Genomic DNA, 22,940 nt, shown 5'->3' with positions numbered 1-22,940 from the left:
AATGAAAGTAGGGAAATTACTGACCAACTTTTTTAGGACACCTTACGATGAACACGGTTTGATTGAAATCAACGGCGTCCTGAAAGGGACAATTCATAAAGGACGTGAAGTGATAATTGCTCCCTCCGGTCGTTTTTTCGGCAATATTCAAGCTAGAAGCGTTGAGATAGCCGGCTTGGTGCATGGTGACGTGGAAGCAGAAAGTTTGGTAATATATTCATCCGGCCAACTGTATTACGGTAAACTAAAATGTCAGCGCTTATCGGTTAAGGACGGAGGCACAATGGTTGACGAAAGTGAAAAGGAGAAAAAGCAGTCAAATGAGGTTGCTGACAATGGGCTGCCAATGAATCCCTCCAATTTAGATTTTACCAGAGAGGATACAATTAAAAGCTGTATTGAATCCAAACCCGAACTAAGCAATAAAGTACCAAAACCAAATGAAGCCGACGGCATATTGAAAGACAATTGTATTCATAATGTTAACAACACGCAACAAGACTGTGAAAAAACAATACCACTCCAAAATGGGACACTCGCTTCTCAGACAAAGGACGAAAAGCCGCTTAACGATCATAAACAGCTGCGCTTTTATAGTAGCTACTAACTAGAGAAAGCAGTACCATGGTGGCAACCCTTTGTATTGTTCAAGGGAGGAACTGATGAAAAAATCTAAATCTAAACATAATAAGCACTGGACAGTGCTTATTATTCCCACTTATTATGGTAGGTCAACCAACTTTAAAATCACCGGTTGGCAGATCAAATTGGCCGCCGGAGTTACAATTGCCATACTAACAATAAGTATCTACTTACTTAGCAATAACTTGCAGTTGCGTTCTGAGGCCAAACACTATGCAGAGCTTAAGGTTATTAACCTTAAGCAGCAACAAGAGATTATGCGACTCAAAGAAAAAGAGGAGTCGATAAGGGAAAAAATAGAAGCTGTGGAGGAATTGGACAGGCAAATACGGGAACTGGTAGGATTGACAAGGAAAAATAGCAAAAACAACATAGATGAAGGAACGGGCTCCATGGGCGGCGGCATTCCCCTTGACAGTTTTTCCGATGAAATGAACAGTTCACCCCAAGAAAGGTCGTGGAAAGATCAGCAGATACCTGCTATAACTTCCGGTTCAGAGGGATATGACTGGCTGGAAACAACGCAAAAAATTGCTGCTGGATTTGAGACACTCAACCCGCTCTTGGAAAACAAGGTGGACAAACTCAAGCAGTTAAAAAAGGACGTCACGGCACGCCAACATTATTTGGCAGCTATACCCACTAAATGGCCTCTAAAAGGCTACATCACCTCCAGGTTTGGCTACCGCCAGTCTCCCTTCGGCGGGGGAAAAGAGTTTCACGATGGACTGGACATTGCCGCCAATAAGGGCGAACCGATTAGGGCGGCAGGTAATGGTAAGGTTGTATTTGCAGGCTCGCTTTCCGGGTACGGTCGTACTGTAATCATTGAACACGGATACGGCTACCGGACTCAATACTCTCACGCCTCCTCCCTTCTGGTTAAACGAGGACAAACTGTTAAAAAAGGAGATGTTATTGCAAAGGTGGGCTCTACCGGCAGAAGCACCGGGCCCCACCTTCATTTTATGGTTTTTGTAAACAAAAAGCTGGTGGACCCGCTGGATATACTGCCCTAGATTTAGAACTTCTTATCTTGCATGTGTTTTTTCCACCGAAAAGTGTTTCAATTCAAAGTGATTAGCCTGAATAGAAACACCAATTTATCTCTTTCTCTTCAGTCGTTATGCCATATTCACGTAAAGTGTTGCTGCCCATATCTACAGCCTCCGCAGTCTGGGAAATATTCCCGGAAAACTTGTCGTAAGCTTCCAAAATAGCCAAACTTTCATCTTTGGCCAAAGGTAGGCTGGAGGAATTTAGCGTAACTGGCGAAGTACCCCCCTTACGCTTCTCAGCCAACCGCAACTGCAGTAGCTCTTCAACTGCCATAAAAAGACCCTCAGTTTGCGGTCCCAGTCTGCCTAAAGGTCCCACCACACAAAGCCCCAGATTCAGCTCCGGCAGCCTTAAGTTTACCGCCAGCGAATGGTAATCATGGAAGCAGGCCAAAAAATGTTCAGGACCTATAACTTGGCAGCTACTGATGTCCGGTTGGAGCAAAACAGGGGCTATAGTACCGTATTTTTCTTCCCTCAAGGTTTCCCCAACCTGCCAGTAACTTGGCCCCATGGGCCTGACTTGGCCCCAGCGGGCTAAAACAGTGTGATTGTGGAGCAGCACCAGTAAAACTTCTTCTAGCCCTAACCATGCATATACACGTTCCAATACAGAAATTATTGTTTCCCATTGCACTGGGGTCTTATTTACGCCTTCTTTTTTATTAATAGGTATTTCTTTTTCATCAGGCAGCAGTTTTTCTCCTTCTATCAGTTCTGCGCCCGAATTACTTGCAGGAAATTCTGCTCCTTTATCTAAGGCGGTAAACGGTTTGAGCCCGTAATTTTTGCAACGGAACCAGGAGCGGGCGATTACAGGCCTTACTCCCGGCATCAACTCCCCCACCTCTGTAAAACGCTGCCAGGCCTTTTTATTTAAATCTAATTTCTCTACCGGAATCAAAGTGATTCACTCCACTATTTAATCTTATCAATTGTTATGTTATTAAAAATTCTGTTCTATTCAGCATAATTCCTGCAAAATGGTTTCACAAAAAAACCCGGCAAAGGGCCAATCGGCTCATGGCCTTTTTCGCCCCCCCGGGATTTGCACTAAACAGGTTGTTTTTGTTTCCTCTCTTTCAGCATAGTATTTATCAGATTCTCCTTATAATTAATTATCGTACAAAACCTCGGTAACCGTTCCGAAATCGTACCCCATGCTTCTAATTCCTTCAATGATTTGGGGCAGGGCTTCCAGGGTTTGTTTCCTGTTTTCATGCATAACAATGATGTCCCCTGGTTTTACATCCTTTAAGATCCGGGCTGTTATTGCGGCTGCTCCGGGATTCCTCCAATCTTTAGGGTCCACGCTCCAGAGGATATTTTGCTGTCCCAATTCTTTGGCAACATCCAAAACCTCTTTATTAAATGCGCCATAGGGAGGCCGAAAATAGACCGGATATTCTCCTGTAAGTTTTTCAACAACAGCGGCGCTACCCTGCATTTCAGCTTTAATCTCTTTTAAAGTAAGCTTGTTAAGCTGCCTGTGGCTCATGGAATGGACACCCACTTCATGCCCGGCCTGTTTAATGGCCAAAAGCTCATTGGGATATTCCTCTGCGTGTCTGCCAATTACAAAAAATGTTGCCTTCACTCCGTATTCCCCTAGCATTGCTAAGTATTCGCCCGTAAGTTGACCCGGCCCGTCATCAAAGGTAAGGGCTATTAATTTTAAAGCCTCGGGGTTGGAATTGACTGTTATAGCAAAATCCTGTTTATCTGTCTTGTTTTCCTCTTGCCCTTCTTGCGGCTGAACTGTCTTAACGGGAGCAGCCTCTGCAGCTGTTTGAAGAATTTTAGAACCGGCGGTTTCTCCCTGGGTTACAGGAGTTTCCCCGTCGATTGTTTCGGCTTCCTGCACAGGCGCCGACTCCATAATTGCTGCAGCTTCCAGGTTTTGAGCTGCCCTGGCTTCGGCAAACAAAGCGCAGGATTCTCCAAATGACAGGTAGAAGAGCAATGAAAACAGTTCCAAAAACACTACTAGCACCAGAACATGTCCTCCATGAGCATATTCGGCGAATAGCTTCCGCACTGCTCGCCCTCCCTTCCCCGGGCCTGTCCCCTGAGCCCTGTATCACCTTACTATCCTATTAGGGCAGCAGTCCATTTAGAACAGGAAGTTTGGGCAAAAAAAAACTTTTATTCTTACCTGTACCAGTCATCAGCCACCAGCAGGCTAACGCCGTCGTTAGTCATTAGCCGTTAGTTTTCAGTTGTCAGCCATCAGCTCTCAGCTTTCAGTGGCTAGTTACTGGGGACTGATGGCTCGGCCGAAGGCCGGTGCTAAGGACTAACGACTAAGGACTAAGGACGCGGCTCTAAGCACCGGTGAAATAACCATTCCGGGAAATATATTTAACCCCCCCTACGAACATAATGGCAAGCGAATCAAACGGAAATAGAGGGGCAGCCCCAGCGCCAGCCCCAAAAGCCCGGCAGCTGTAAATACTGTTCCGTAGCTGCTCCATTCCGCTATAACCCCGAAAATATAACTTGAAGCAGCTATTCCCAGGTCAAATACGGTAGCATACAGCGAAATAGACCGGCCCTTGAATTGAGAGGAGCTTCCCTCAGCAGCAATGGTCAAAAGGCCACAATGTCCCGACCCAAACCCAATCCCAACCAATGCTGTGGCCAGGTAAATGCCGAAGGATGCAGTCCAAAAGGCTAGGAGCATTGCCCCGCTTGCAATCAAAACTACTGCAGGCAGCACCACCTTGTTTCTGCCGTATTTATCAGATAACAAGCCGGTGGTATACCTGCCTATGATAGCAAACAGTGCCAGGATAACAAAAAGCCCGCTTTTAAACCGGACCGTCAACTGTTCGGCATATACAGGCAGAAAAGTAAGTACGGAACCAAAGACAAAAGCTACAGCAAAACCCAACAAGGTAGCCAGGAGCAGTTGCGGCTGCAAGAAAGGACCTGCAATTTCTTGTTCTGTCACCTTTACGTCGCCAATATTATTCCTAGGTTCATCAGTCAACAGAGCCAGGAAAAATCCTACCCCTGCGAGTACAGCAATGCTGATAAACAGCTGATGAAAACCCTGAGCTTCCATCATCCACTGTCCCAAAGGCGGCCCTAACATCAACCCCGAACCGTCGGCAATCCCTTGCAGCGCTAAAGCTTGTCCTTTTTTGCCGGAAGGAGCTAAACCTGCCATCATGGCCTGGGTAGCCAGCACCACAGCTGCTAAGCCCAGGCCATGATAGGCCCTGACCAGGGCCACCAGGCGCAAATCGGAAAAGGCTAAATACAGGAGAGGCGCCGTGGCAGAGGCTATCATTCCAATTAAAAGAATGCCTTTATCACCCCTGGCATCGCTTATTCTGCCAAGCAGCGGTCTGAATAAAATAGCAGAAAAGCTGAATGTCCCGGCAATATAGCCAATCTCCCGGGGCCCTCCTCCCAGCTCAAGCACATATAATGGCAAGGGATAAACAGTCATGTCAAGAGTGGCAAAAAATATAAAAGTAACAAAAAACACCAGAATAACGTTTTTGTTTAATAAGCTATCCTTCTGTTTCATGGAAGACAGTTTAAAATACCCTGTTTTCAGCTACTTTGAGCAGCTCTTTGGCTACTTCCTTAAAATTAAACTGGGGATTAGCCGCACTCACCGTCTCTACCCACCGGCCCTTAAAGCCGTCAATCCCGGCAAAAGCTCCGGCAATGCCGCCGGCAATAGCCCCTAAAGTATCTGCATCACCGCTGGCATTGGCAGCGTAAATTACTGTTTTTACCGGGTCACCTGCAGCCATGGCAAAGATACCCAAAGCGGCGGGCACAATTTCTGCCGCAGCCAGACCGGTACCAATCAGATTATATAAATCCTGAAGTTTTTCCTTCACTTCTTTACCTGAAGCGGCAATTTCCACAGCCAGATCAATGCGCCGGCTGATGGAAGGAGTAATCACCAAGCGGCCGTATTTTTTGCCTTCTTCAGCTCCCTGCTTGGCTGCGGCAATTACTGATTCTACAGTGGGGCAGTCAGTCATGGCTTCAGCAATGGCAGCGGCAGCAGCGGCAGCAGCAGAAACAGCCACTGTAGTAAAATGGGTAGGTGTACAGGAAATCACAGCGTCTTGAATTGCTCGCTCCATATTTCCTCCGTTCACAATACCAACTGGGCTGATGCGCATCACGCAACCGTTGGTTTCACCAAAGAGGCCTGTCTCCCTGGGATTCTTCCCTGCCAAGATTTCTTTCAGGGCCTTGGCTGAACTGGGGCCGATAAACTGATTCTGATCACCGCCGCTCGCCAGATACCATTCCGTTAATTTTTTTGCTACCCCTTCCACCGTAATCCCGTTTCCTTCAATGTAAGCCAGAGCCAAGTAAATAGCCTGCTCCGTATCGTCAGTCACTTTGCCCCTCACATTTCCTTTGTGCACTTCGTGGTCCGGAGGAGCATCCAGCAGGTCATCAATCCAACCCAACCGCTCCCACGTTTTTTCAGGAAAAAAGTAAGCGGGCATACCCATGGCATCGCCAATGGCCGTACCCATCAAAGCACCGTAAGCTTTTGAAAAACTAAGCATTTTTTCTCTCCTCTCCAACTGCATCTAGCCTGCCCACAACAAAACAGGGTTTAGCAGAAATTTTATGCAGCAGTTCATAGTTTTCTGCGGAAAGTGTAACCAACACGCAGGACCCGGGTCCTCCCGATTTATTCCCGTCCAGGGGAAAATAAGGATCAGGGCAAAAGGCAAGACCAGCAGACCGGGCCAGCTGCTGCGCCTCATAGAAGATCCCCCGGGAACCGACAGGCAGTACATCGTGAACACAGGGTAGAGAATTAATCCTTACCATTGCCGGTAAATCCATAATTTCAGGGTCTGCAGAAATAATTTGATCCTCAGGTCCGCTTTTCCGCACGCCCACACAGACTACCATGTCCCGGGGAAGAGATTTACCTGCCCGTAAATCAGCCTCCCGTACAACACCGATAGCCGTTACACCCATTCCGGTAGAAGTTGTGGGTACATTGTCTTCAGTACTGCCCGTCAAAGCCATGGCGGGATCAAGCCCTGCAGCCCTAACTTCATCGGCTACGCCGGCAATTATCTCCTTGCCGGTAGGCTCCATTTCCACTGTCAGGGTATCAACCACCAAAAAAGGCTTGGCCCCGGCAGCCAAGAGTTCCAGCAGTGGAACCCTGGTACCGAACCTGCCCAGCTCATAGGCAGAAATCCGTACCAGATCATGCTCTTTGGGCCCTATCCCCCCATCGGAATCACATGCGATAACTAAAGCTATACCGGGCAGAAGAGGGTAAAGGCTGAGATCCCGCACTTTTTTTGCTTGCTTGACTTCTCCGCTTAACAGCCGGCAGTAGCTGCCCAGCAGCTCTTGCACCAGGCAGGGCAAGGGCAACCTCAGCGTCTTACTTACTCCCTCCAATATTTCCAGTTCCAATCCTTGAACTTCCAATTCTATTTTCATATTTTCACCTTAGGACATGAGAAGTGTAATAAATCGTTCCATAAAACGCCGTTCGTCTATTTCCAGGCAAACTTTGACGTTGGCTTTTTTCAGCATAATCTCCGGGTTAATCAAACCCCGCAGGTCAGCTACCGTCATGCCCCTGGTCAGTTCACCCCTTGTTTCCACGTCCACATACAGTTCGGCTGTTTTTACCAGGCTAGGATCAAGGGCTACCAAAACTGCCATAGGGTCATGCATGGCACATTTGCGCTCACCGATAAACTTCTCGTACGCGTCCAAATAAAAGGGGGTAATTCTATGCACAAAGCGGGCAACGTTACTCGTACTTTCTGCCAATGCCCGGCGATGCTCTTCGGTCATGCAGGCTTTGGTTGTCACATCCAAGCCAACCATGGTAATGGGCCAGCCTGCAGCAAGCACCATTTTGGCCGCTTCCGGGTCATGGCCGATATTGGCTTCCACCATAGGCCCCATGTTTCCGGGAGCACAAACCACTCCGCCCATGAGTACTACTTCCTTGATTAACTCCGGCAGCTGCGGTTCTTTAGTCAAAGCAAGGGCAATATTAGTCAGGGGCCCTACGGGTACCAAAGTAATTTCGCCGGGATATTCTCTGGCCAGGCGAATCAACTGGTCAGCCGCATGTTCGCCGGTTGCTTTTCCTCTGGGTTTAGGCATAAACGTATTGCCCAGCCCGTCCTCACCATGTACAAATTCAGCGGTAACAAAAGGTGCTAAAAGGGGTCTGGCCGCTCCTGCTGCCACAGGCACATCATCAACTCCTGCCACTTCCAGTACCCTGAGGGTATTCTCCGTGGCCAGGGGAACAGGAACGTTTCCCCACACGGTGCCGATTGCCAGCACTTCGGCCTCCGGCGCTTTCAGAGCTGTAAGAATAGCCATGGCATCATCGACGCCTGTATCCACATCAAGGACCAGCTTTTTCTTAACTGACAATGTCATCCCCCCACAGGCCTTGGTTGGTATAACTCTTCAACGCCGCAAACAGCATTTCTTTAAATGCCTGAACGTCAATATCTATTCCCACGTCCACATTGGCCGGTTTTCCAGTAACTCCCCAAATATCGCAAACTGTCCTGCCCGCAGTCAGGGCTCCCTGGGTTTCTACGGCCACGTACATGGGTTTGGTTGTGATAATACCCGGCTTGATTACCTCGGCTACGGCACAGGCATCATGGAGGGGGACGCCGCCAAATCCATAGACTTCATCGTGAAACTTAGCATAAAAGTCCAGAAGTTCAGCTACCATGATAGCCAGCGGCGTCCCAATAGCCCTGATTGTCTGAAAATCATTATAGGTAATTAGGGCTTTATGGGTTACATCAAGACCTACCATGGTAATGGGAATGCCCGACTCAAAAACAAGCTTGGCAGCCTCAGGATCCACATAGATGTTAAATTCAGCAGAAGGTGTAATGTTCCCTTCGGCTATGGAACCGCCCATCAATACTATCCGCTCGATATTTTCCGCAACCCGGGGTTCCTTTAAAAGGGCCATACCTATATTGGACAGGGGACCCACAGGGATAACGGTAATTTTCTCCGGGGAGTTCAACACCTTTTCGATTATTAAATCCACCGCATGCCTCTTGTCCAGCTTAAAAGCCGGTTCAGGCAAATCCGTTCCGTCCAACCCGGTCTCGCCGTGGACATGGGGCGCCACCACCAAATCCCGCACCAGGGGGCGGCTCATCCCCGCAGCCACCGGAATGTCGGTTCTCCCGGCAGCAGTCAGCACCTTTAAAGCGTTCAGAGATGTCTTAGGCAAGGTTTGATTCCCGGCTACTGTGGTAATTGCCTCAACCTTTAATTCAGGAGAACTGAGGGCTAAAAGAATAGCCAGAGCGTCATCATGTCCGGGATCGCAATCCAGGATAATCTTCTTCATTGGACGTTTCCTCCTTATATAAATCAAGAGTGTTCTTCATAAACCCTTAGCTTTTTCTTCTGCTTGCGTACCGCTAAAATAACCATAGCTACTATGGTAAATGCATAGGGCAGCATCAGCACCAGCTGGGAAGGCATATTCAAGGACTGCAGGCGGTTGCCCAGACTGTCGGCAAAACCGAAGAGCAAAGCAGCCAACATTACCCCGAAAGGTTTCCTCCCGCCGAATAGCACCGCAGCCAGTGCAATGAAACCGCGGCCTGCCGTCATATTGCGCACGAAAATAGTCAGGTAGCCTAGGGAGAGATTTGCTCCTGCCAGGCCGGCAAATAAGCCGCTGATGAGAAGGGCAATATACTGTACCCGACGGACGTTAATCCCAACAGATGCTGCTGCCTCCGGATTTTCACCTACCGAGCGCAGGTGCAGGCCAAAAGGCGTTTTATAGATCACATAATGGCTGAGAATTACAAATACCAAACCTGCGTAAACAAGAATATTCTGACCGTCCAGGATAGCTCCCACTACGGGAATTTTACCCAAAAAAGGTATAAAGAGCTCCGGTAGGGGTTTGATATCCGGCGAAAAGAAAGTGCCTTTATCGCCGAACCAATTGCTTAAAAGAAAAATGGACAAACCTTGAGCCAGGATAGTCAAGGCAAAACCGGCAATAATGATATCCGACTTCAGGTTCAAACTAAAAAATGCCAAAAGCAACGCCAGCAGCAAGGATGCAGTCACTCCAGCCAATAACCCCAGCCAGGCGCTACCCGACAAAGCGCTGACAACTACGGCAAAAAAGGCTGAAATCAGCATCAGTCCTTCCAGACCTATATTAACTGCGCCCGCCAGGTCTGAGTACATTCCGCCTATGGCTGCCAGCATAATGGGCGAAGCGACCCTTAATGTTACAAACAGGAGGGAAACATCTATAATCTCACTCAACACCAGGCTCACCTCCCTTTTTGGCCTTCCTGCGCAGGTAAGCAAATAATCCTTCAGCGGTGATAAAGAAGAACAAAACAGCTTGCACGATGCTTACCACTTCCCGGGAAACATCGGTACCACGCTCCATTAAGGCAGCCCCCGCTGACAGATAGGCGTAAAACAAAGCGGCAAAAGGCACTGCCAGAGGATGATTCCTGGCCAGAAGCGCAATATTGATTCCGGCAAAGCCGTAACCGGGTGAAAAAGCATCGATCAAACGCCAGTGAATCCCCAGAATTTCAACGATACCGGCCAGTCCGGCCAAAGCTCCGCTGATGACCATGGCCAAAACCATGTTAAACTGCCTGTTTATTCCGCCATATTCTGCAAAATGAGGGTTTAGACCCACCATCCTAATCTGGTAACCCCTGGGTGTTTTATACAGGAAGTAGTAGAGGAGCACTGCGGTCGCAAGAGCCAGAAAAAGTCCGACGTGGGCTCTGGAGGGCGGCAAAATCCGGCCCAAATGGGCGCTTTCCTGAATAAATACCGTTTGCGAATAACCCGATTCCACATCTTTCATAGGATAATTGATAAGATAAGAGACTCCGAGAGTAGCTACAAAATTCAGCATCAATGTGGTCACAATCTCGTTGGCGTCCCAGTAGGCTTTTAAATAGCCCGGTATGGCCGCAAACAACCCGCCTGCCAACATGGCTGTTAAAAGAGCCAGGGATACATGGAGGACGGGAGGCAGTCCCGTAATATAGATTGCTACCACAGTTCCGGCCAAGGCTCCCATATACAGCTGCCCCTCAGCTCCGATATTGAACATCTGGGCCCGGAAAGCCACAGCCACGGCTAAACCTGTAAACAGAAACGGCACCGTCCTTTCCAAGACATTGCCAAAGTTGTACAGGTTGCTGAAAGGACTGACCAATAATATGCGAAATGCTTCCCAGGGTTTTTCACTGGTTAAAAGGATGATGACCATACCAATCCCTAACGAGATTATAATAGTTAAGAAAAGCCCAAACGCTTCCACCAGCGCATCTCTCACCCTAGTTTGCACTGTCTTCACCCCCCGGCTCTCCCTGCTGCTTTTTAACACCCAGCATATATAAACCCAACTCTTCTTCTGTCACAGCCCGGGCATCCTCAAACAAAGCAACTAGCTGCCCGTTATACATGACACCAATCCGGTCGCTTAAACTCATGACCTCAGAGAGCTCAGCCGATACCAGAAGAACAGCCGTCCCCTGGTCCCTTTGCCTGATTATCTCCTTATGAATAAATTCAATCGCACCGATATCCACTCCCCTGGTAGGCTGGGCAGCAATCAACACTTTTGGTTTTTTAGCCAGTTCCCTGGCTACTACTACTTTTTGCATATTTCCTCCGGAGAGGGAACCAACAGGCGTTTTTTCATCTTTGGCTTTAATCTTGAATTCGGCAATCAAACTTTTGGCCCGCTTGGCAATCTCCCTGGAAGAAAGAAAAACCCTTCCCGCATACGGTTTTTGGTCATAGACATCAAGGAGAATATTCTCCTCTATGGAAGCCCGGGTACTAACCCCCCGTACCAACCTGTCTTCAGGAATATGGGCCAACCCCATCTTCCTCAAAAACTTTGGCTTGTAACCCGTTACTTCCCGGTTGAGCAGCTTGATCCTACCACGGTAAGGCGCCCGCAGACCTGTCAGCACTTCCACCAATTCAGACTGGCCGTTTCCTTCTACCCCTGCCAGACCAAGTATTTCCCCTTGTCTAAGCTGAAAGGAGACATCTTTTAAAACCGGCTTGCCCCGGTCATCAAGGGCGCATAATTCAGATACCTCCAAGACAGTTTCTTTAGGTCGAGCCGGTTCCTTGGTCACTCGCAGGAGCACATCCCTGCCTACCATCATCCTGGATATTTGTTCTTTGGTTGTTTCTTTGGTAGATAATGTCCCGATCCTGGCGCCATCTCGCATCACGGTAACCCTGTCCGAAATTTCCATCACTTCCCGCAGCTTATGAGTAATAAAAATAATCGTATGTCCCTGGTTAACCAAACTTCGCAACGCTAAAAACAATTCATCTGTTTCCTGGGGTGTAAGAACTGCGGTGGGTTCATCCAGGATCAGCAAGCGGGCGCCACGGTAGAGGGTCTTTAGAATTTCCACTCTCTGTCTTTTGCCTACGGATATATTTTCGATTACAGCACCGGGATCCACGTTCAAGCCATATTTTTGGGCTAAAGCAGCGGTTGCATCTTTGGCACGCTGCAGATCAAAGGACAATCCCCTGCGCGGTTCACTGCCCAGCACGATATTCTCCGCCACCGTTAAAGACGGAACTAACATAAAATGCTGGTGGACCATTCCGATCCCCATGGAAATAGCAGCCCTGGGGCTGTTGATTTTGACCGGCTGCCCCTGATATATTATTTGTCCCGAGGTAGGCTGCTCCATGCCATAAAGGATTTTCATCAGCGTGGACTTGCCTGCCCCGTTCTCTCCCACCAGGGCATGGATTTCTCCCTCCGCCACGGAAAAATCCACCCCTTTGTTAGCCGCGACACCGTTGGGATAAACTTTATAGATGGCCTGCATCTGTAGTAATTCGTTCACGATTCCCACTCCCAGCTCTGGCTTTGAAAGTCAGCGGGCGCTGGACCAGCGCCCGCCTCAATAAATTAATTGGAACCAGTCAGTACAGAGTTAACTTTAATTTCCCCGTTCCGGATCTTACCTTCAATTTCTTCCAATTTATCCCTTATTTCCTGAGGCACATACTGCTCATACAAAGAGTCTTTGGCCAGGCCTACAGCACCTTCTTTAATGCCTATAACTTCCGAATCTCCATAGGGCAATTTGCCTTCAAGGTGCAATTGAATGGCCCTTACTAAAGAAACATCCACATTCTTAAGCATGCTGCTCAGGATAAATCCCGGGTAGATGCCGTTCTGATTGGAATCAACGCCGATGGCATATTTGTTGGATACCTTGGCAGCTTCCAATAAACCTAAACCCGCGCCCCCGGCTACGTTAAAAGCAATATCAACCCCCTGGGCATACTGGCTCATGGTCAACTCTTTACCTTTGGCTGCATCGAAGAAATTGCCGACATACCCTTTTAAAACCTGGATCTCAGGGTCAATGTATTTAGCTCCTTGCTCATACCCGGCTAAAAAGTCATTGATGATCGGGATATCCATCCCGCCCAGAAAACCAATTTTCTTTTCAGGGTTAGCCAGCTCCATGTTGCTGGTAGTGACCAGACCGGCCAGCGCCCCGGCCAAAAAAGAGCCTTCGCTCTGGGAGTATAGGATGGAGTATACATTGGGAATTCCTTTAATATCCACGTCAAAAACAATGAATTTTTGGTCTGGAAATTCAGGAGCAATATTTTTGACATGGTCCAGCATCTGGTAAGTACCGGTAATAATCAAATCATACTGGCCTTCGGCAGCAGCAGCCCTTAAGGCCGGCTCCCATTCGGAAGGCTCATTGCCTGCTTCTACTACTTTAGCTTCAATGCCAAATTCTTTTTTAGCCTCTTCAATGCCGCGGTTGGCTGAATCGAAGAACCCCTTGTCGCCCAAGGTACCGTTAATGATAAGCGCTACTTTCAAAGGTTTTTTCTCCTCCGACTGCTGCTTATTACCCTCGTCGGCAGGAGTATCTTTTTGCCCGCAGCCCACAGTCACCAGCGCCAAAATCATAACCATCATCAACAAGCTAACCAGACTTTTTCTTGTCTTCACTTTTTTACCCCCTTTAAATTTTATAAACTACATGCTGCTCTTTTTACACCCTTAGCCTGGCAACCCCCCCTTTTTCAGAAGTTACTGGGCAAACCTCATCATAACTTCATATATGGATGTGGAAAAAAAATTAAGCAAAGTATGCTTCTACTTCCTGCAAAGTAGGCAGTGAAGGCTGAGCGCCTCTTTTTGTAGTAGCCAGCGCCCCCACTTTATTAGCAAATTTCAGAGCTGACAGCATATCTTGTCCTGCCGCCAGACCGGCTGCCAGGCCGCCGCCAAAGGCATCGCCGGCAGCAGTTGTATCAATGGCATTTACCTTTTCTCCGGGCAAATGTTTAGAGCGGTTCTCAGCAGCCCACAGCGCTCCCTTGGCGCCCAGCTTAATTACCACATTTTTAACCCCCTGCGCTAAAAGAACTGCTGCCGCGGCTTTCGCGGATTCCGCATCATGAACTTCCAGCCCGGTCAGGATAAAAGCTTCCGTTTCATTAGGGGTAATTATATCTACCAGTTGCAGCAGGGAAGAAGGAAGCTGCCTGGCGGGAGCCGGATCCAGAATCACAGTCAGCCCATGCTGCTTAGCCAGTTTGGCCGCCGCCTCCACCGTTTGCAATGGAATCTCCAGCTGTAGCATTAAAATTTTAAACTCATCCACAGTTTTGCCCAGCACTTGCAGGTCTTCCGGAGTACAGTGCTTATTTGCTCCGGAAGCTACCACTATGCTGTTTTCTGCTTGCTCATCGATATTAATCAGCGCTACCCCGGTGGGATGGGAACCATCGGTGATGATCAAATCAGTGGATATCCCATTGTTTCTTAAATTTTCAACCAGTTGTTCTCCAAACAGGTCCTTACCAACACGCCCCAGCATTGTGACAGGACAGCCAAGCCTGGCCGCTGCCACCGCCTGATTGGCCCCTTTTCCACCCGGGGCCATAGTGAATTCGTCGCCCAGCACCGTTTCCCCGGCTTTAGGCAGATAGGGCGTCTTAACAGACATATCCATATTCAAACTCCCAATTACCAAGATTTTTTCTCCGTTACTCATTGTTTTAAGCCTCCCACTGTTTCCCTGATTGCTAAAGCTGGTGTAAAGATTATCTGTTGCGGACCGCCCCGTTCTTCCCCGGTAATGCGTTTAATTAATAATTCGGCCGCTGCCGCCCCCATCCGGTAACACGGCTGAATCACAGTAGTAAGAGCAGGTTTAAAAAGAGAAGCCAGCATAATATCGTCATAGCCAACGACTGATATATCATCGGGCACCTGCAAGCCTGCTTTTTCAATAGCCTTTATCGCCCCTATGGCCATCAGGTCATTGCTGGCAAATACAGCAGTAGGAGGCTCTGGCAGAGTCAACAGTTCCTGCATTGCTTCGTATCCCCGTTCATACCGAAAGTCGCCCTCTGCCACATATTCGTTGCGAAACGGTATGCCGTATGTATGCAGGGCCCGTCGGTAACCTTCCAGGCGATCTTTAGCCGGTCCTAAAGCAAGGGGACCGGAAATGAAACTTATATTCCTGTGGCCTAGTTCAAGCAGGCATGTAGTAGCCTTTAATGCTCCTGCAATATTGTCGCAAGCCACCAAATCCACCCCTTCTACCTGCATAGGCCTATCAATCAATAGGATTTTCATACCCTGTTGTAGGAGCTGTTGCACCATTCGATCACATACGTTCGTTCCGGTAATAATAATGCCGTCTACCTGCTTCTGCTGCATTGTTCGTAAATAAGCTTCCTGGTGTTTGGCTTCATTATCTGTATTTCCCAGGATAACCGCAAATCCGTACCTGCGGGCCGCATCTTCCACTCCCCTGGCCAGGGCGGGAAAAAAAGGGTTCATTATATCCGGCAAAATCAGCCCAATAGTTTTGGAATCCTTCCCTACCAAACTCCGGGCTACCTGATTAGGTTCATAGTTCATTTCTTTAACGGCTTCCAAGACCTTTTTCCTGGTACCGGGACTCACATAGCCGCTCCGGTTTAAAACTCTGGAAACGGTGGAAACCGCCACCCCGGCCCGTTTAGCCACATCCCGGATAGTTATAATATTCTCACCTCCTGTTCCAACACCTAAAATTTATGGAAACGTTTCCACAAAAACCTATTAGTGTATTCTATTTTCTGTGTGGCATATTATTTCTATATCCAACCCAAAATTCCTGCCTGCCCGAAGTACATACACTGTAATTTATCACACAAGTTATAAATTTGCATTTTAAAGTACAAATATCGCTTCAGGTATGTTTTTAAAGCTACTTGCCAGGGGCTAGCAAAAATTGCTAAAATAAGCGCAAGAAATAAAAGACCAATGAAAAATTTTCAGCACACAAGAGTGCATGCCATGTTCAAAAATAAGATAAATCAGTGGAGTAACTGAGAAACGAGGTGTGAGGCTATGAGAATGTATGACCTTATCCTGAAAAAACGCAATGGAGGGGAAATGACTAAGGCAGAGATAGAATTTTTTATCGAGGGGTATTTGACAGGCAGAATACCCGATTACCAGGCCTCAGCCCTCTTAATGGCTATCTTCTTTCAAAAAATGACTAAGAGGGAAACTGCCGACTTGACCATGGCCATGGCCCGGTCCGGTGAAATGCTGGACCTGTCGGGGATTGAGGGAATCAAAGTAGACAAACACAGCACCGGAGGTGTGGGCGATAAAGTTTCGCTAATATTGGGCCCTATGGTTGCGGCTGCGGGAGTCAAGGTAGCCAAAATGAGCGGTCGTGGTTTAGGGCATACCGGTGGGACCATTGACAAGTTGGAATCAATCCCCGGCTTTTCCGTGGAACTCTCCAAAGAGCAGTTTATCAATAACGTGAACCGCATCGGCCTGGCCATTGCCGGACAGACAGCCAACCTGGCCCCTGCTGATAAAAAGCTCTACGCTTTGCGGGATACCACCGCCACAGTTGACAATGTTTCTTTAATTGCCGCCAGCGTCATGTCGAAAAAAATTGCCAGCGGCGCAGACAAGATCCTGCTGGATGTAAAAACGGGTTCCGGCGCCTTTATGAAGACTGTAGAAGATTCTTTTGCACTGGCCAGGGAAATGGTCGATATCGGTGCCGGCGTTGGCCGGGAAACGGTAGCAGTAATTTCGGACATGGAACAACCACTGGGTTATGCCGTAGGCAACGCCCTGGAGGTCAAAGAGGCCATAGCCACTTTGCAGGGTAACGGCCCAAAGGACTTATACGAGTTGTGTTTAACCCTAGGCGCCAACATGCTCCTCTTAGCTAAAAAGGCTTCTTCCGCAGAAGAAGCAAGAGCCAGGTTACAAGAGCTGGTGGAAAAAGGAGCAGCTTTTAATAAATTTAAAGAATTCGTTGCAGCCCAGGGTGGGGACATAACTGCAGTTGAAAGTCCTGACAACTGTCTCCCCAAAGCGAGACTAATAACGGAGGTTAAAGCCCCCAAAGCCGGCTTCATAGCTAAAATAAATGCGGAGGAGATCGGTTTCGCCTCCCTTGTATTAGGTGCCGGGCGGGAAACGAAGGAAAGCTCCATCGACCTTGCCGTAGGTCTGGTCTTACACAAAAAATTGGGCGATTACGCCCAGGCAGGCGATGTGCTGGCAGTTATTCACTCCAACGATCCCGAAAAGACAAAGCTGGCGGAGAAAAAAATACTGCAGGCAATCGAATTAAGCGCCAACGCCCCGGGAAAAAGACCTTTGATTTTCGGGGTCGTAACTTCCTCCGGTTCCAAAACATATTAAGGAATTAGTCCAGCTCTTTATCCAGCACGAAAGCATGGGGTAAGAGTCCTGAGATTGGAGCTGTCTTATAATCCCCGTGCTTATTGGCCATGATGACGACAGTATCCATGCCAAACTCAGCAATAAACTGCCGGCACGCACCGCACGGGGAACAATATTCCTCGGTATCGGCAACACAGCAAATGGCGCTAAACTCTTTTTCTCCTTCGGAAACGGCTTTAACAACGGCGGTGCGTTCCGCACAGATGGTGAGCCCAATGGAGCCAATCTCCACATTGCAGCCCGTATAGATCTTGCCCGATTTGGTTAACAAAGCGGCCCCCACAGGGAATTTAGAGTAGGGAACGTAAGCATGTTTCTTGGCATCTAACGCGGCTTGAATTAATTCCTGAGGATTCATACAGAATCACCCTCCCTCTTATTGTCTAATACTGTTATCCTCCTAGCCAACATTAGCAAACTAAATGCCTTGTACCAGTGATGGCCTAACTCTATGATTATGATAAGAAAAAAAACCAGTATTCGAAGGTTCCGATATTGATGCCTTATTCTACCACTACTACTTTGATAAGCTTGAAAATATTAATTTTTTAAGGCCTTCAATTTTGATAGATGATCTTAAAAGTATTTTACATGAAAACGGGATAGTTAAAGCCCTAACAGTATTCTCAAGCGATCCTCTACCATAGCCAAAGTTTTATCAGAGACTGACCCTATCCGCATAGACAAACGCTCTCTCGAAACAGATCTAATATCTTCGCATTTTATATAGCTTATTTCATGTAAACCGGATTCCATTGGGCTAACTTCAACATGTAAAGGAATACTTTTCTTTTTTGTTGTTATTGGTATTACAAGTGCCAGTTCAGCCGGTCCATGATTGAAAAGGTCAACAGATACCACCAGGGCCGGTCTTTTTCCCGCTTGCTCATGTCCCCTAACAGGGTTTAAGTCAACCAGCCAAATTTCACCTCTTGACGGTTTCATTCATTTTCCTCCAAATTATCTTTTAAAGTTTCATCCCATTCCAGCCGTTCCTTTTTTTCGCCTTGCCATGCTTCCGAATCATTTTTAAGAGCAAGGTAAGCCTTGTTCGCCTCTTCCAAAAGAATTTTACGCCGGTAATCTTCTACCGCTTTTTCCAGGATCACTTGCATAGATTCTCCTGCTTGGGTAGCAATTTCCCGCAGTGTTTTCCAGGTATTATCGGTTACCCTAACATTGCTTGGCACAATAAACACTCTCCTTTCTATATTTTAGTATACTAACATGTATACATACCCGTCAACAAAATAGCTGAAAATTACTCTGCGTTGACTAAGGACTCCGCCTAAGCTAAAAAAGCCTTCCCCTCAACGGAGAAGGCTTTTTTAACTGGATCTTAGTAATCCATTTCAGGAGGCATTGGAGGTCCTCCGGCCTTTGGTTTTTCCGGAATCTCAGCAACCACTGCTTCGGTAGTGAGGAGCATGGATGCGATGCTGACCGCATTCTGCAGGGCGCTTCTGGTAACTTTTGCCGGGTCAACGATACCTGCTTTAATCATATCAACGTATTCTTCAGTTACAGCGTTAAAGCCGACGCCTTTTGGCGATTCTTTTACTTTACCCACAACCACGGAACCTTCCAAACCTGCGTTGGAAGCGATCTGGCGCAGAGGCTCTTCCAGAGCACGGCGGATGGTCTGAACACCCACCAGCTCATCGCCGCTGGCTTCAACAGAGTCTAAAGCAGGGATAATATTGATCAGGGTAGTTCCACCGCCAGGAACGATACCTTCTTCCACGGCAGCCCTGGTAGCGGAGAGGGCATCTTCTACCCGGTGCTTCTTCTCTTTCATTTCAGTCTCAGTAGCGGCACCAATCTTAATCACAGCTACGCCGCCAGCCAGTTTAGCCAGTCTTTCTTGCAGTTTTTCGCGGTCATAATCGGATTCGGTTTCCTCGATTTGACGCTTGATCTGATTAACCCTGGCTTGAACGGCTTCCTTAGAGCCGACACCTTCGACAATTGTGGTTTTCTCTTTGTTGATCTTAACTTTCTTGGCTTGACCAAGCATGCCAAGGTCAACGTTTTCCAGCTTAATGCCCATATCTTCGGAGATAAATGTACCGCCGGTTAAGATGGCAATATCCTCCATCATAGCCTTTCTGCGGTCACCAAAACCGGGGGCCTTAACAGCAGCCACATTCAATGTGCCGCGGATCTTGTTGACAACCAAAGTTGCCAGCGCTTCGCCTTCAATATCTTCGGCGATAATAAGGAGAGGTTTACCTGTCCTGACCACTTTTTCCAGGAGCGGTAACAGGTCCTGGATAGCTGAAATCTTTTTCTCGTGGATCAGGATATAAGGCTCTTCCAGGTTAACCTCCATGGTTTCCGCGTTGGTAACGAAGTAAGGGGATACATAGCCGCGGTCAAATTCCATACCCTCAACAACTTCCACAGTGGTGGTCATGCCTTTGGAATCTTCCACGGTGATTACGCCGTCCCGGCCTACTTTTTCCATTGCCTCGGCAATCAATTCGCCAATAGCTTCGTCGTTCGCAGCAATGGAAGCAACGTGAGCGATGCTCTCCCTGGTTTCAACGGGAATGCTGATTTTTTGAATTTCTTTTACTGCTGCCTCCACAGCCTTGTCCATACCTCTCTTGAGGAAAATGGGGTTAGCACCGGCAGCAACATTTTTTAACCCTTCTTTGACGATGGCCTGTGCTAAAACAGTAGCGGTAGTAGTACCGTCACCGGCGATATCATTGGTTTTGGATGCTACTTCTTTGCACAGCTGGGCGCCCATGTTTTCATAAGGATCTTTCAGCTCAATTTCTTTGGCTACAGTAACGCCGTCTTTGGTAATAACCGGCGAACCAAACTTTCTTTCCAGAACAACATTACGGCCTTTTGGACCTAAGGTAACTTTTACTGCGTCGGCAACTGCGTTGACGCCGCGTTCCAAAGCCCGTCTGGCTTGTTCATCAAAAGCTAGTTGTTTACCAGCCATATGTATTCCCTCCTTTTATATTTAATCAAATTACTTTATTGCTAAAATATCACTTTCTCTGAGGATCAGGTATTCAACACCATCTAACTTGACTTCGGTACCGCTGTACTTGGCAAAAATAACCCTATCCCCAACTTTAACCTCAGGAGCCTGCCTGGACCCGTTCTCTAAAATTTTACCAGGACCTACTGCAACAACTTCTGCCTCCTGGGGCTTTTCCTTGGCAGTATCGGGCAGAACGATACCTCCTTGGGTTTTTTCCTCAGCGGAGATTACTTTTACCACGACCCGGTCAGCTAATGGTTTTAACATCTGCATCCCTCCTTCAGTTATTTTTCTGTTAGCACTCACTATCGGCTAGTGCTAACAACCAATTATATGATACAAAGGGTAATTATGGTTTGTCAAGTGCGGCCAGCTAAAAAATTTTCCACAGAGACACGGACAAACATAAAAATACCCGTGATTATTATTGCCCCTGGTACAATTTTCATACCCCCGCCATTGCAAAAACAATCACCCGCGGCCGAGCATTTTGCTCATACCGCCTCAGCATCAAAACCCAAAAAAATCGTGCCCCTAGCAGGCACGCTTACCACAGCTTTTTAATGTTGTTGTTGCTCATCGGCAACGCAGCTTTTTTCTTGTACAGCGTAGGCCGTTCCCTGTCCGTATTCTCTGATCCGGTTCAAAGGAAAAATAGCATAACCTGGTTCCCGAATTTGCTTGACAATATAATAAATTATCAATACAGCAAAAATCAGGATTAAGATCAGTTCCACACTGTTCACCTCCGTTTGCATTCTTAATTTGACAATTCGCCTCGCTGTTTTTTTTTCCTGCTGCTCAACTCATTTTACTGATTATTGTATGCAATTGCCGGCCATCTATTATGAAAGAAAAAAGCAGCACAGGTCTAAGCTGCCTGTACTGCTTTTTTCTTTAACCAACCTCTCCTACAATATCTTCTTCCACTATTCTCTTGGCTACAGCCGGTTTTAATACTTTAATCCTGCTGATCTGCGGGTCTTCCGTCCCCTGCAGGTCAGCATGCTCCTGTTTTAAAATGTTGACGTAATCAATAATCTCCTGGGTGATGATTTCACCTGGGCAAATGAGCGGAATCCCCGGCGGGTAAGCCATAATAGCCTCAGCACTGATTTCTCCGGCTGCATCCTGCAGATCAATAACCTTTGTTGAGCTGTAGAAAGCCTCCCTGGGGGAAACGCTCACCTGGGGAATTTCAGGCACCGGCGGGCAGAACTTGACCACATTTCTCAAGGTACGGCGTCCTGCAATTTGTTTTACGCAGTCCACCAGGTAATGTACGCTTTCCCAAGTATCGCCCAGGGTTATTAAAAAGATCACGTTGTACAGATCAGACAGTTCAACCTGGAGTTTAAATTCAGAGCGCAAAATATTTTCCATTTCATAACCTGACATTCCCAGGCCCTGCACATTAATGGTAACTTTAGTTATATCGAAAGCAAAACAGCCGGGGTGACCGACTAAATTCTCGCCGAAAAGCCTTAAGCCTTGAACTGCCCTTAACTCCTCCCTTACCCACTTGGCCAACTGTATAGTACGGGAAATCAATTCTTCTCCTTTGGTGGCAATCTGCTTCCTTGCCACATCCAGGGAAGAGAGCAGTATATATGAAGGGCTGGTAGTTTGGGTGAGGTTAAGGACTGCTTTCACCCGCTTGGGGTTGACCAAACCTTCCTTTAATAAAAGGATGGAACTCTGAGTCAAAGAACCCACCAGCTTATGGGTGCTGCTGGCTGCCAGGTCAGCACCGGCTTCCATTGCGGAAACAGGTAGCTCCCGGTGGAATTTTAAATGGGCACCGTGAGCCTCATCTACGATTACCGGCACCCCAAAGGAATGGGCAATTGCCACTATCTCCGCCAAATCGGAAGCGGTGCCGTAATAGTTCGGGTTAATAATAAAGACGGCTCTGGCATCGGGATGGTGGTGCAGTGTCCAGGCAATTTTCTCCGGGGTTACCCCCATGGAAATGCCAAAGTCCTCATTCATCTCAGGCTCTATATAGACTGGCCTGGCCCCGCTCATAATCAGCCCTCCGATGGCAGATTTATGAGCATTTCTGGGGATTATAATCTTATCCCCCGGTTCACATACTGACATGATCATGGCCTGAATACCGGAAGTGGTCCCGTTGACCAGGAAAAACGCATGGTCAGCACCATAGGCTTCGGCAGCCAGAGCTTCAGCTTCGGCTATAACACCCCTGGGGTTACAGATATTATCCGTATCGGGAAAACAGGTTAAATCTATGCCTAAAACGTTTTCTCCCACATAATCTCTGAACTCAGGGATTCCCTTACCCAGTTTGTGACCGGGTACATGAAAAGGGACCGTGCCATCAGCAAAGTACTTTTTTACAGCGTCAAATACAGGTGTACGTTCTTGCCGATGTTTCATCCGCTCATACCTCCTTTGGTGC

The 22,940-nt window shown here is 47.7% G+C and carries 23 protein-coding genes; 3 read left to right on the top strand and 20 right to left on the bottom strand.

Annotation, left to right across the window (positions count from 1 at the left end; all coding sequences use genetic code 11):
* Nucleotide 1: 1 nt before the first annotated feature.
* Entirely contained in the window at nt 2-607 is a 606-nt protein-coding gene (locus EYS13_RS15145; RefSeq protein ID WP_227764356.1) for a bactofilin family protein, read from the top strand.
* Nucleotides 608-662: 55 nt separating this feature from the next.
* The gene (locus EYS13_RS15140; RefSeq protein WP_227764353.1) at nt 663-1,661 is read left to right on the top strand and encodes a M23 family metallopeptidase; all 999 of its coding nucleotides are present in this window, start codon (nt 663-665) and stop codon (nt 1,659-1,661) included.
* 61 nt (nt 1,662-1,722) lie between these two features.
* On the opposite strand, the gene EYS13_RS15135 is transcribed toward EYS13_RS15140, so the two are convergent.
* From EYS13_RS15135 to EYS13_RS15075, 13 genes are all read right to left on the bottom strand, one after another.
* Nucleotides 1,723-2,604 (bottom strand): hypothetical protein, encoded by an 882-nt coding sequence (locus EYS13_RS15135; protein WP_227764352.1) that lies wholly within the window; start codon nt 2,602-2,604, stop codon nt 1,723-1,725.
* Nucleotides 2,605-2,814: 210 nt separating this feature from the next.
* Nucleotides 2,815-3,738: a polysaccharide deacetylase family protein gene (locus EYS13_RS15130; protein ID WP_227764350.1), complete on the bottom strand. Its 924-nt coding sequence runs from the start codon at nt 3,736-3,738 to the stop codon at nt 2,815-2,817.
* A 333-nt stretch (nt 3,739-4,071) separates the two neighbouring features.
* On the bottom strand, nt 4,072-5,238 hold the full coding sequence (locus EYS13_RS15125) for an MFS transporter (RefSeq protein WP_227764348.1): 1,167 nt from the start codon (nt 5,236-5,238) through the stop codon (nt 4,072-4,074).
* Between the two features lie 10 nt (nt 5,239-5,248).
* Complete coding sequence (locus EYS13_RS15120) at nt 5,249-6,250, bottom strand: ADP-ribosylglycohydrolase family protein (RefSeq protein ID WP_227764346.1); 1,002 nt, start codon at nt 6,248-6,250, stop codon at nt 5,249-5,251.
* The gene (locus tag EYS13_RS15115) at nt 6,243-7,154 is read right to left on the bottom strand and encodes an AIR synthase related protein (RefSeq protein ID WP_227764344.1); all 912 of its coding nucleotides are present in this window, start codon (nt 7,152-7,154) and stop codon (nt 6,243-6,245) included. The genes EYS13_RS15120 and EYS13_RS15115 overlap by 8 nt, the downstream gene beginning before the upstream one ends.
* A 9-nt stretch (nt 7,155-7,163) precedes the next feature.
* Complete coding sequence (locus tag EYS13_RS15110; protein ID WP_227764342.1) at nt 7,164-8,114, bottom strand: nucleoside hydrolase; 951 nt, start codon at nt 8,112-8,114, stop codon at nt 7,164-7,166.
* A complete protein-coding gene (locus EYS13_RS15105; RefSeq protein ID WP_227764341.1) occupies nt 8,104-9,066 on the bottom strand; it encodes a nucleoside hydrolase in 963 nt (320 codons plus the stop codon). Before EYS13_RS15105 ends, EYS13_RS15110 begins: the two co-directional genes overlap by 11 nt.
* Nucleotides 9,067-9,089: 23 nt before the next feature.
* Nucleotides 9,090-10,013, bottom strand: a complete 924-nt coding sequence (locus EYS13_RS15100) for an ABC transporter permease (protein WP_227764338.1) — start codon at nt 10,011-10,013, stop codon at nt 9,090-9,092.
* Nucleotides 10,003-11,064, bottom strand: coding sequence for an ABC transporter permease (locus EYS13_RS15095; RefSeq protein WP_227764335.1), 1,062 nt, complete (start codon nt 11,062-11,064; stop codon nt 10,003-10,005). Before EYS13_RS15095 ends, EYS13_RS15100 begins: the two co-directional genes overlap by 11 nt.
* Nucleotides 11,054-12,604 carry an ABC transporter ATP-binding protein gene (locus EYS13_RS15090; protein WP_227764334.1) on the bottom strand — a complete coding sequence of 517 codons (1,551 nt, stop codon included), beginning with the start codon at nt 12,602-12,604 and terminating at the stop codon, nt 11,054-11,056. Before EYS13_RS15090 ends, EYS13_RS15095 begins: the two co-directional genes overlap by 11 nt.
* A gap of 65 nt (nt 12,605-12,669) precedes the next feature.
* Nucleotides 12,670-13,740: a BMP family lipoprotein gene (locus EYS13_RS15085; RefSeq protein WP_227764328.1), complete on the bottom strand. Its 1,071-nt coding sequence runs from the start codon at nt 13,738-13,740 to the stop codon at nt 12,670-12,672.
* 130 nt (nt 13,741-13,870) lie between these two features.
* Nucleotides 13,871-14,791 (bottom strand): ribokinase, encoded by a 921-nt coding sequence (gene rbsK / locus EYS13_RS15080; RefSeq protein ID WP_227764326.1) that lies wholly within the window; start codon nt 14,789-14,791, stop codon nt 13,871-13,873.
* Nucleotides 14,788-15,777, bottom strand: a complete 990-nt coding sequence (locus EYS13_RS15075) for a LacI family DNA-binding transcriptional regulator (RefSeq protein WP_227764324.1) — start codon at nt 15,775-15,777, stop codon at nt 14,788-14,790. The genes rbsK and EYS13_RS15075 overlap by 4 nt, the downstream gene beginning before the upstream one ends.
* Nucleotides 15,778-16,143: 366 nt before the next feature.
* On the opposite strand from EYS13_RS15075, the gene EYS13_RS15070 reads away from it, so the two are divergent.
* A complete protein-coding gene (locus EYS13_RS15070; protein WP_423055285.1) occupies nt 16,144-17,472 on the top strand; it encodes a pyrimidine-nucleoside phosphorylase in 1,329 nt (442 codons plus the stop codon).
* Between the two features lie 4 nt (nt 17,473-17,476).
* Here the strand turns inward: EYS13_RS15070 and EYS13_RS15065 are convergent, their stop codons facing one another.
* From EYS13_RS15065 to EYS13_RS15035, 7 genes are all read right to left on the bottom strand, one after another.
* On the bottom strand, nt 17,477-17,872 hold the full coding sequence (locus EYS13_RS15065) for a cytidine deaminase (RefSeq protein WP_227764319.1): 396 nt from the start codon (nt 17,870-17,872) through the stop codon (nt 17,477-17,479).
* Between the two features lie 248 nt (nt 17,873-18,120).
* A complete protein-coding gene (locus EYS13_RS15060) occupies nt 18,121-18,459 on the bottom strand; it encodes a type II toxin-antitoxin system PemK/MazF family toxin (RefSeq protein WP_227764317.1) in 339 nt (112 codons plus the stop codon).
* Nucleotides 18,456-18,704 (bottom strand): toxin-antitoxin system protein, encoded by a 249-nt coding sequence (locus EYS13_RS15055; protein ID WP_227764315.1) that lies wholly within the window; start codon nt 18,702-18,704, stop codon nt 18,456-18,458. The genes EYS13_RS15060 and EYS13_RS15055 overlap by 4 nt, the downstream gene beginning before the upstream one ends.
* A 149-nt stretch (nt 18,705-18,853) precedes the next feature.
* Nucleotides 18,854-20,473: a chaperonin GroEL gene (gene groL / locus EYS13_RS15050; protein ID WP_227764313.1), complete on the bottom strand. Its 1,620-nt coding sequence runs from the start codon at nt 20,471-20,473 to the stop codon at nt 18,854-18,856.
* Between the two features lie 30 nt (nt 20,474-20,503).
* Nucleotides 20,504-20,785 carry a co-chaperone GroES gene (gene groES / locus EYS13_RS15045; RefSeq protein ID WP_227764312.1) on the bottom strand — a complete coding sequence of 94 codons (282 nt, stop codon included), beginning with the start codon at nt 20,783-20,785 and terminating at the stop codon, nt 20,504-20,506.
* A 293-nt stretch (nt 20,786-21,078) separates the two neighbouring features.
* Nucleotides 21,079-21,255, bottom strand: coding sequence for a hypothetical protein (locus EYS13_RS15040; RefSeq protein WP_227764310.1), 177 nt, complete (start codon nt 21,253-21,255; stop codon nt 21,079-21,081).
* A gap of 160 nt (nt 21,256-21,415) precedes the next feature.
* Nucleotides 21,416-22,918 (bottom strand): aminotransferase class I/II-fold pyridoxal phosphate-dependent enzyme, encoded by a 1,503-nt coding sequence (locus EYS13_RS15035; RefSeq protein WP_227764308.1) that lies wholly within the window; start codon nt 22,916-22,918, stop codon nt 21,416-21,418.
* Nucleotides 22,919-22,940 lie beyond the last annotated feature (22 nt).

The organism is Zhaonella formicivorans, assembly GCF_004353525.1.
GTDB lineage: Bacteria > Bacillota > DUOV01 > DUOV01 > Zhaonellaceae > Zhaonella > Zhaonella formicivorans.
Note: the sequence above shows the minus strand (reverse complement) of the source record. Positions and strands in the feature narration are given on the sequence as shown.

Bases quoted from the DNA above. Each gene is read 5' to 3' on its own strand.
- EYS13_RS15070 (WP_423055285.1), top strand. From the start codon at position 16,144: ATGAGAATGTATGACCTTATCCTGAAAAAACGCAATGGAGGGGAAATG.
- EYS13_RS15120 (WP_227764346.1), bottom strand. From the start codon at position 6,250: ATGCTTAGTTTTTCAAAAGCTTACGGTGCTTTGATGGGTACGGCCATT.
- rbsK (WP_227764326.1), bottom strand. From the start codon at position 14,791: ATGAGTAACGGAGAAAAAATCTTGGTAATTGGGAGTTTGAATATGGAT.
- EYS13_RS15065 (WP_227764319.1), bottom strand. From the start codon at position 17,872: ATGAATCCTCAGGAATTAATTCAAGCCGCGTTAGATGCCAAGAAACAT.
- groES (WP_227764312.1), bottom strand. From the start codon at position 20,785: ATGTTAAAACCATTAGCTGACCGGGTCGTGGTAAAAGTAATCTCCGCT.
- EYS13_RS15115 (WP_227764344.1), bottom strand. From the start codon at position 7,154: ATGAAAATAGAATTGGAAGTTCAAGGATTGGAACTGGAAATATTGGAG.
- EYS13_RS15060 (WP_227764317.1), bottom strand. From the start codon at position 18,459: ATGAAACCGTCAAGAGGTGAAATTTGGCTGGTTGACTTAAACCCTGTT.
- EYS13_RS15035 (WP_227764308.1), bottom strand. From the start codon at position 22,918: ATGAAACATCGGCAAGAACGTACACCTGTATTTGACGCTGTAAAAAAG.
- EYS13_RS15125 (WP_227764348.1), bottom strand. From the start codon at position 5,238: ATGAAACAGAAGGATAGCTTATTAAACAAAAACGTTATTCTGGTGTTT.
- groL (WP_227764313.1), bottom strand. From the start codon at position 20,473: ATGGCTGGTAAACAACTAGCTTTTGATGAACAAGCCAGACGGGCTTTG.
- EYS13_RS15105 (WP_227764341.1), bottom strand. From the start codon at position 9,066: ATGAAGAAGATTATCCTGGATTGCGATCCCGGACATGATGACGCTCTG.
- EYS13_RS15140 (WP_227764353.1), top strand. From the start codon at position 663: ATGAAAAAATCTAAATCTAAACATAATAAGCACTGGACAGTGCTTATT.
- EYS13_RS15145 (WP_227764356.1), top strand. From the start codon at position 2: ATGAAAGTAGGGAAATTACTGACCAACTTTTTTAGGACACCTTACGAT.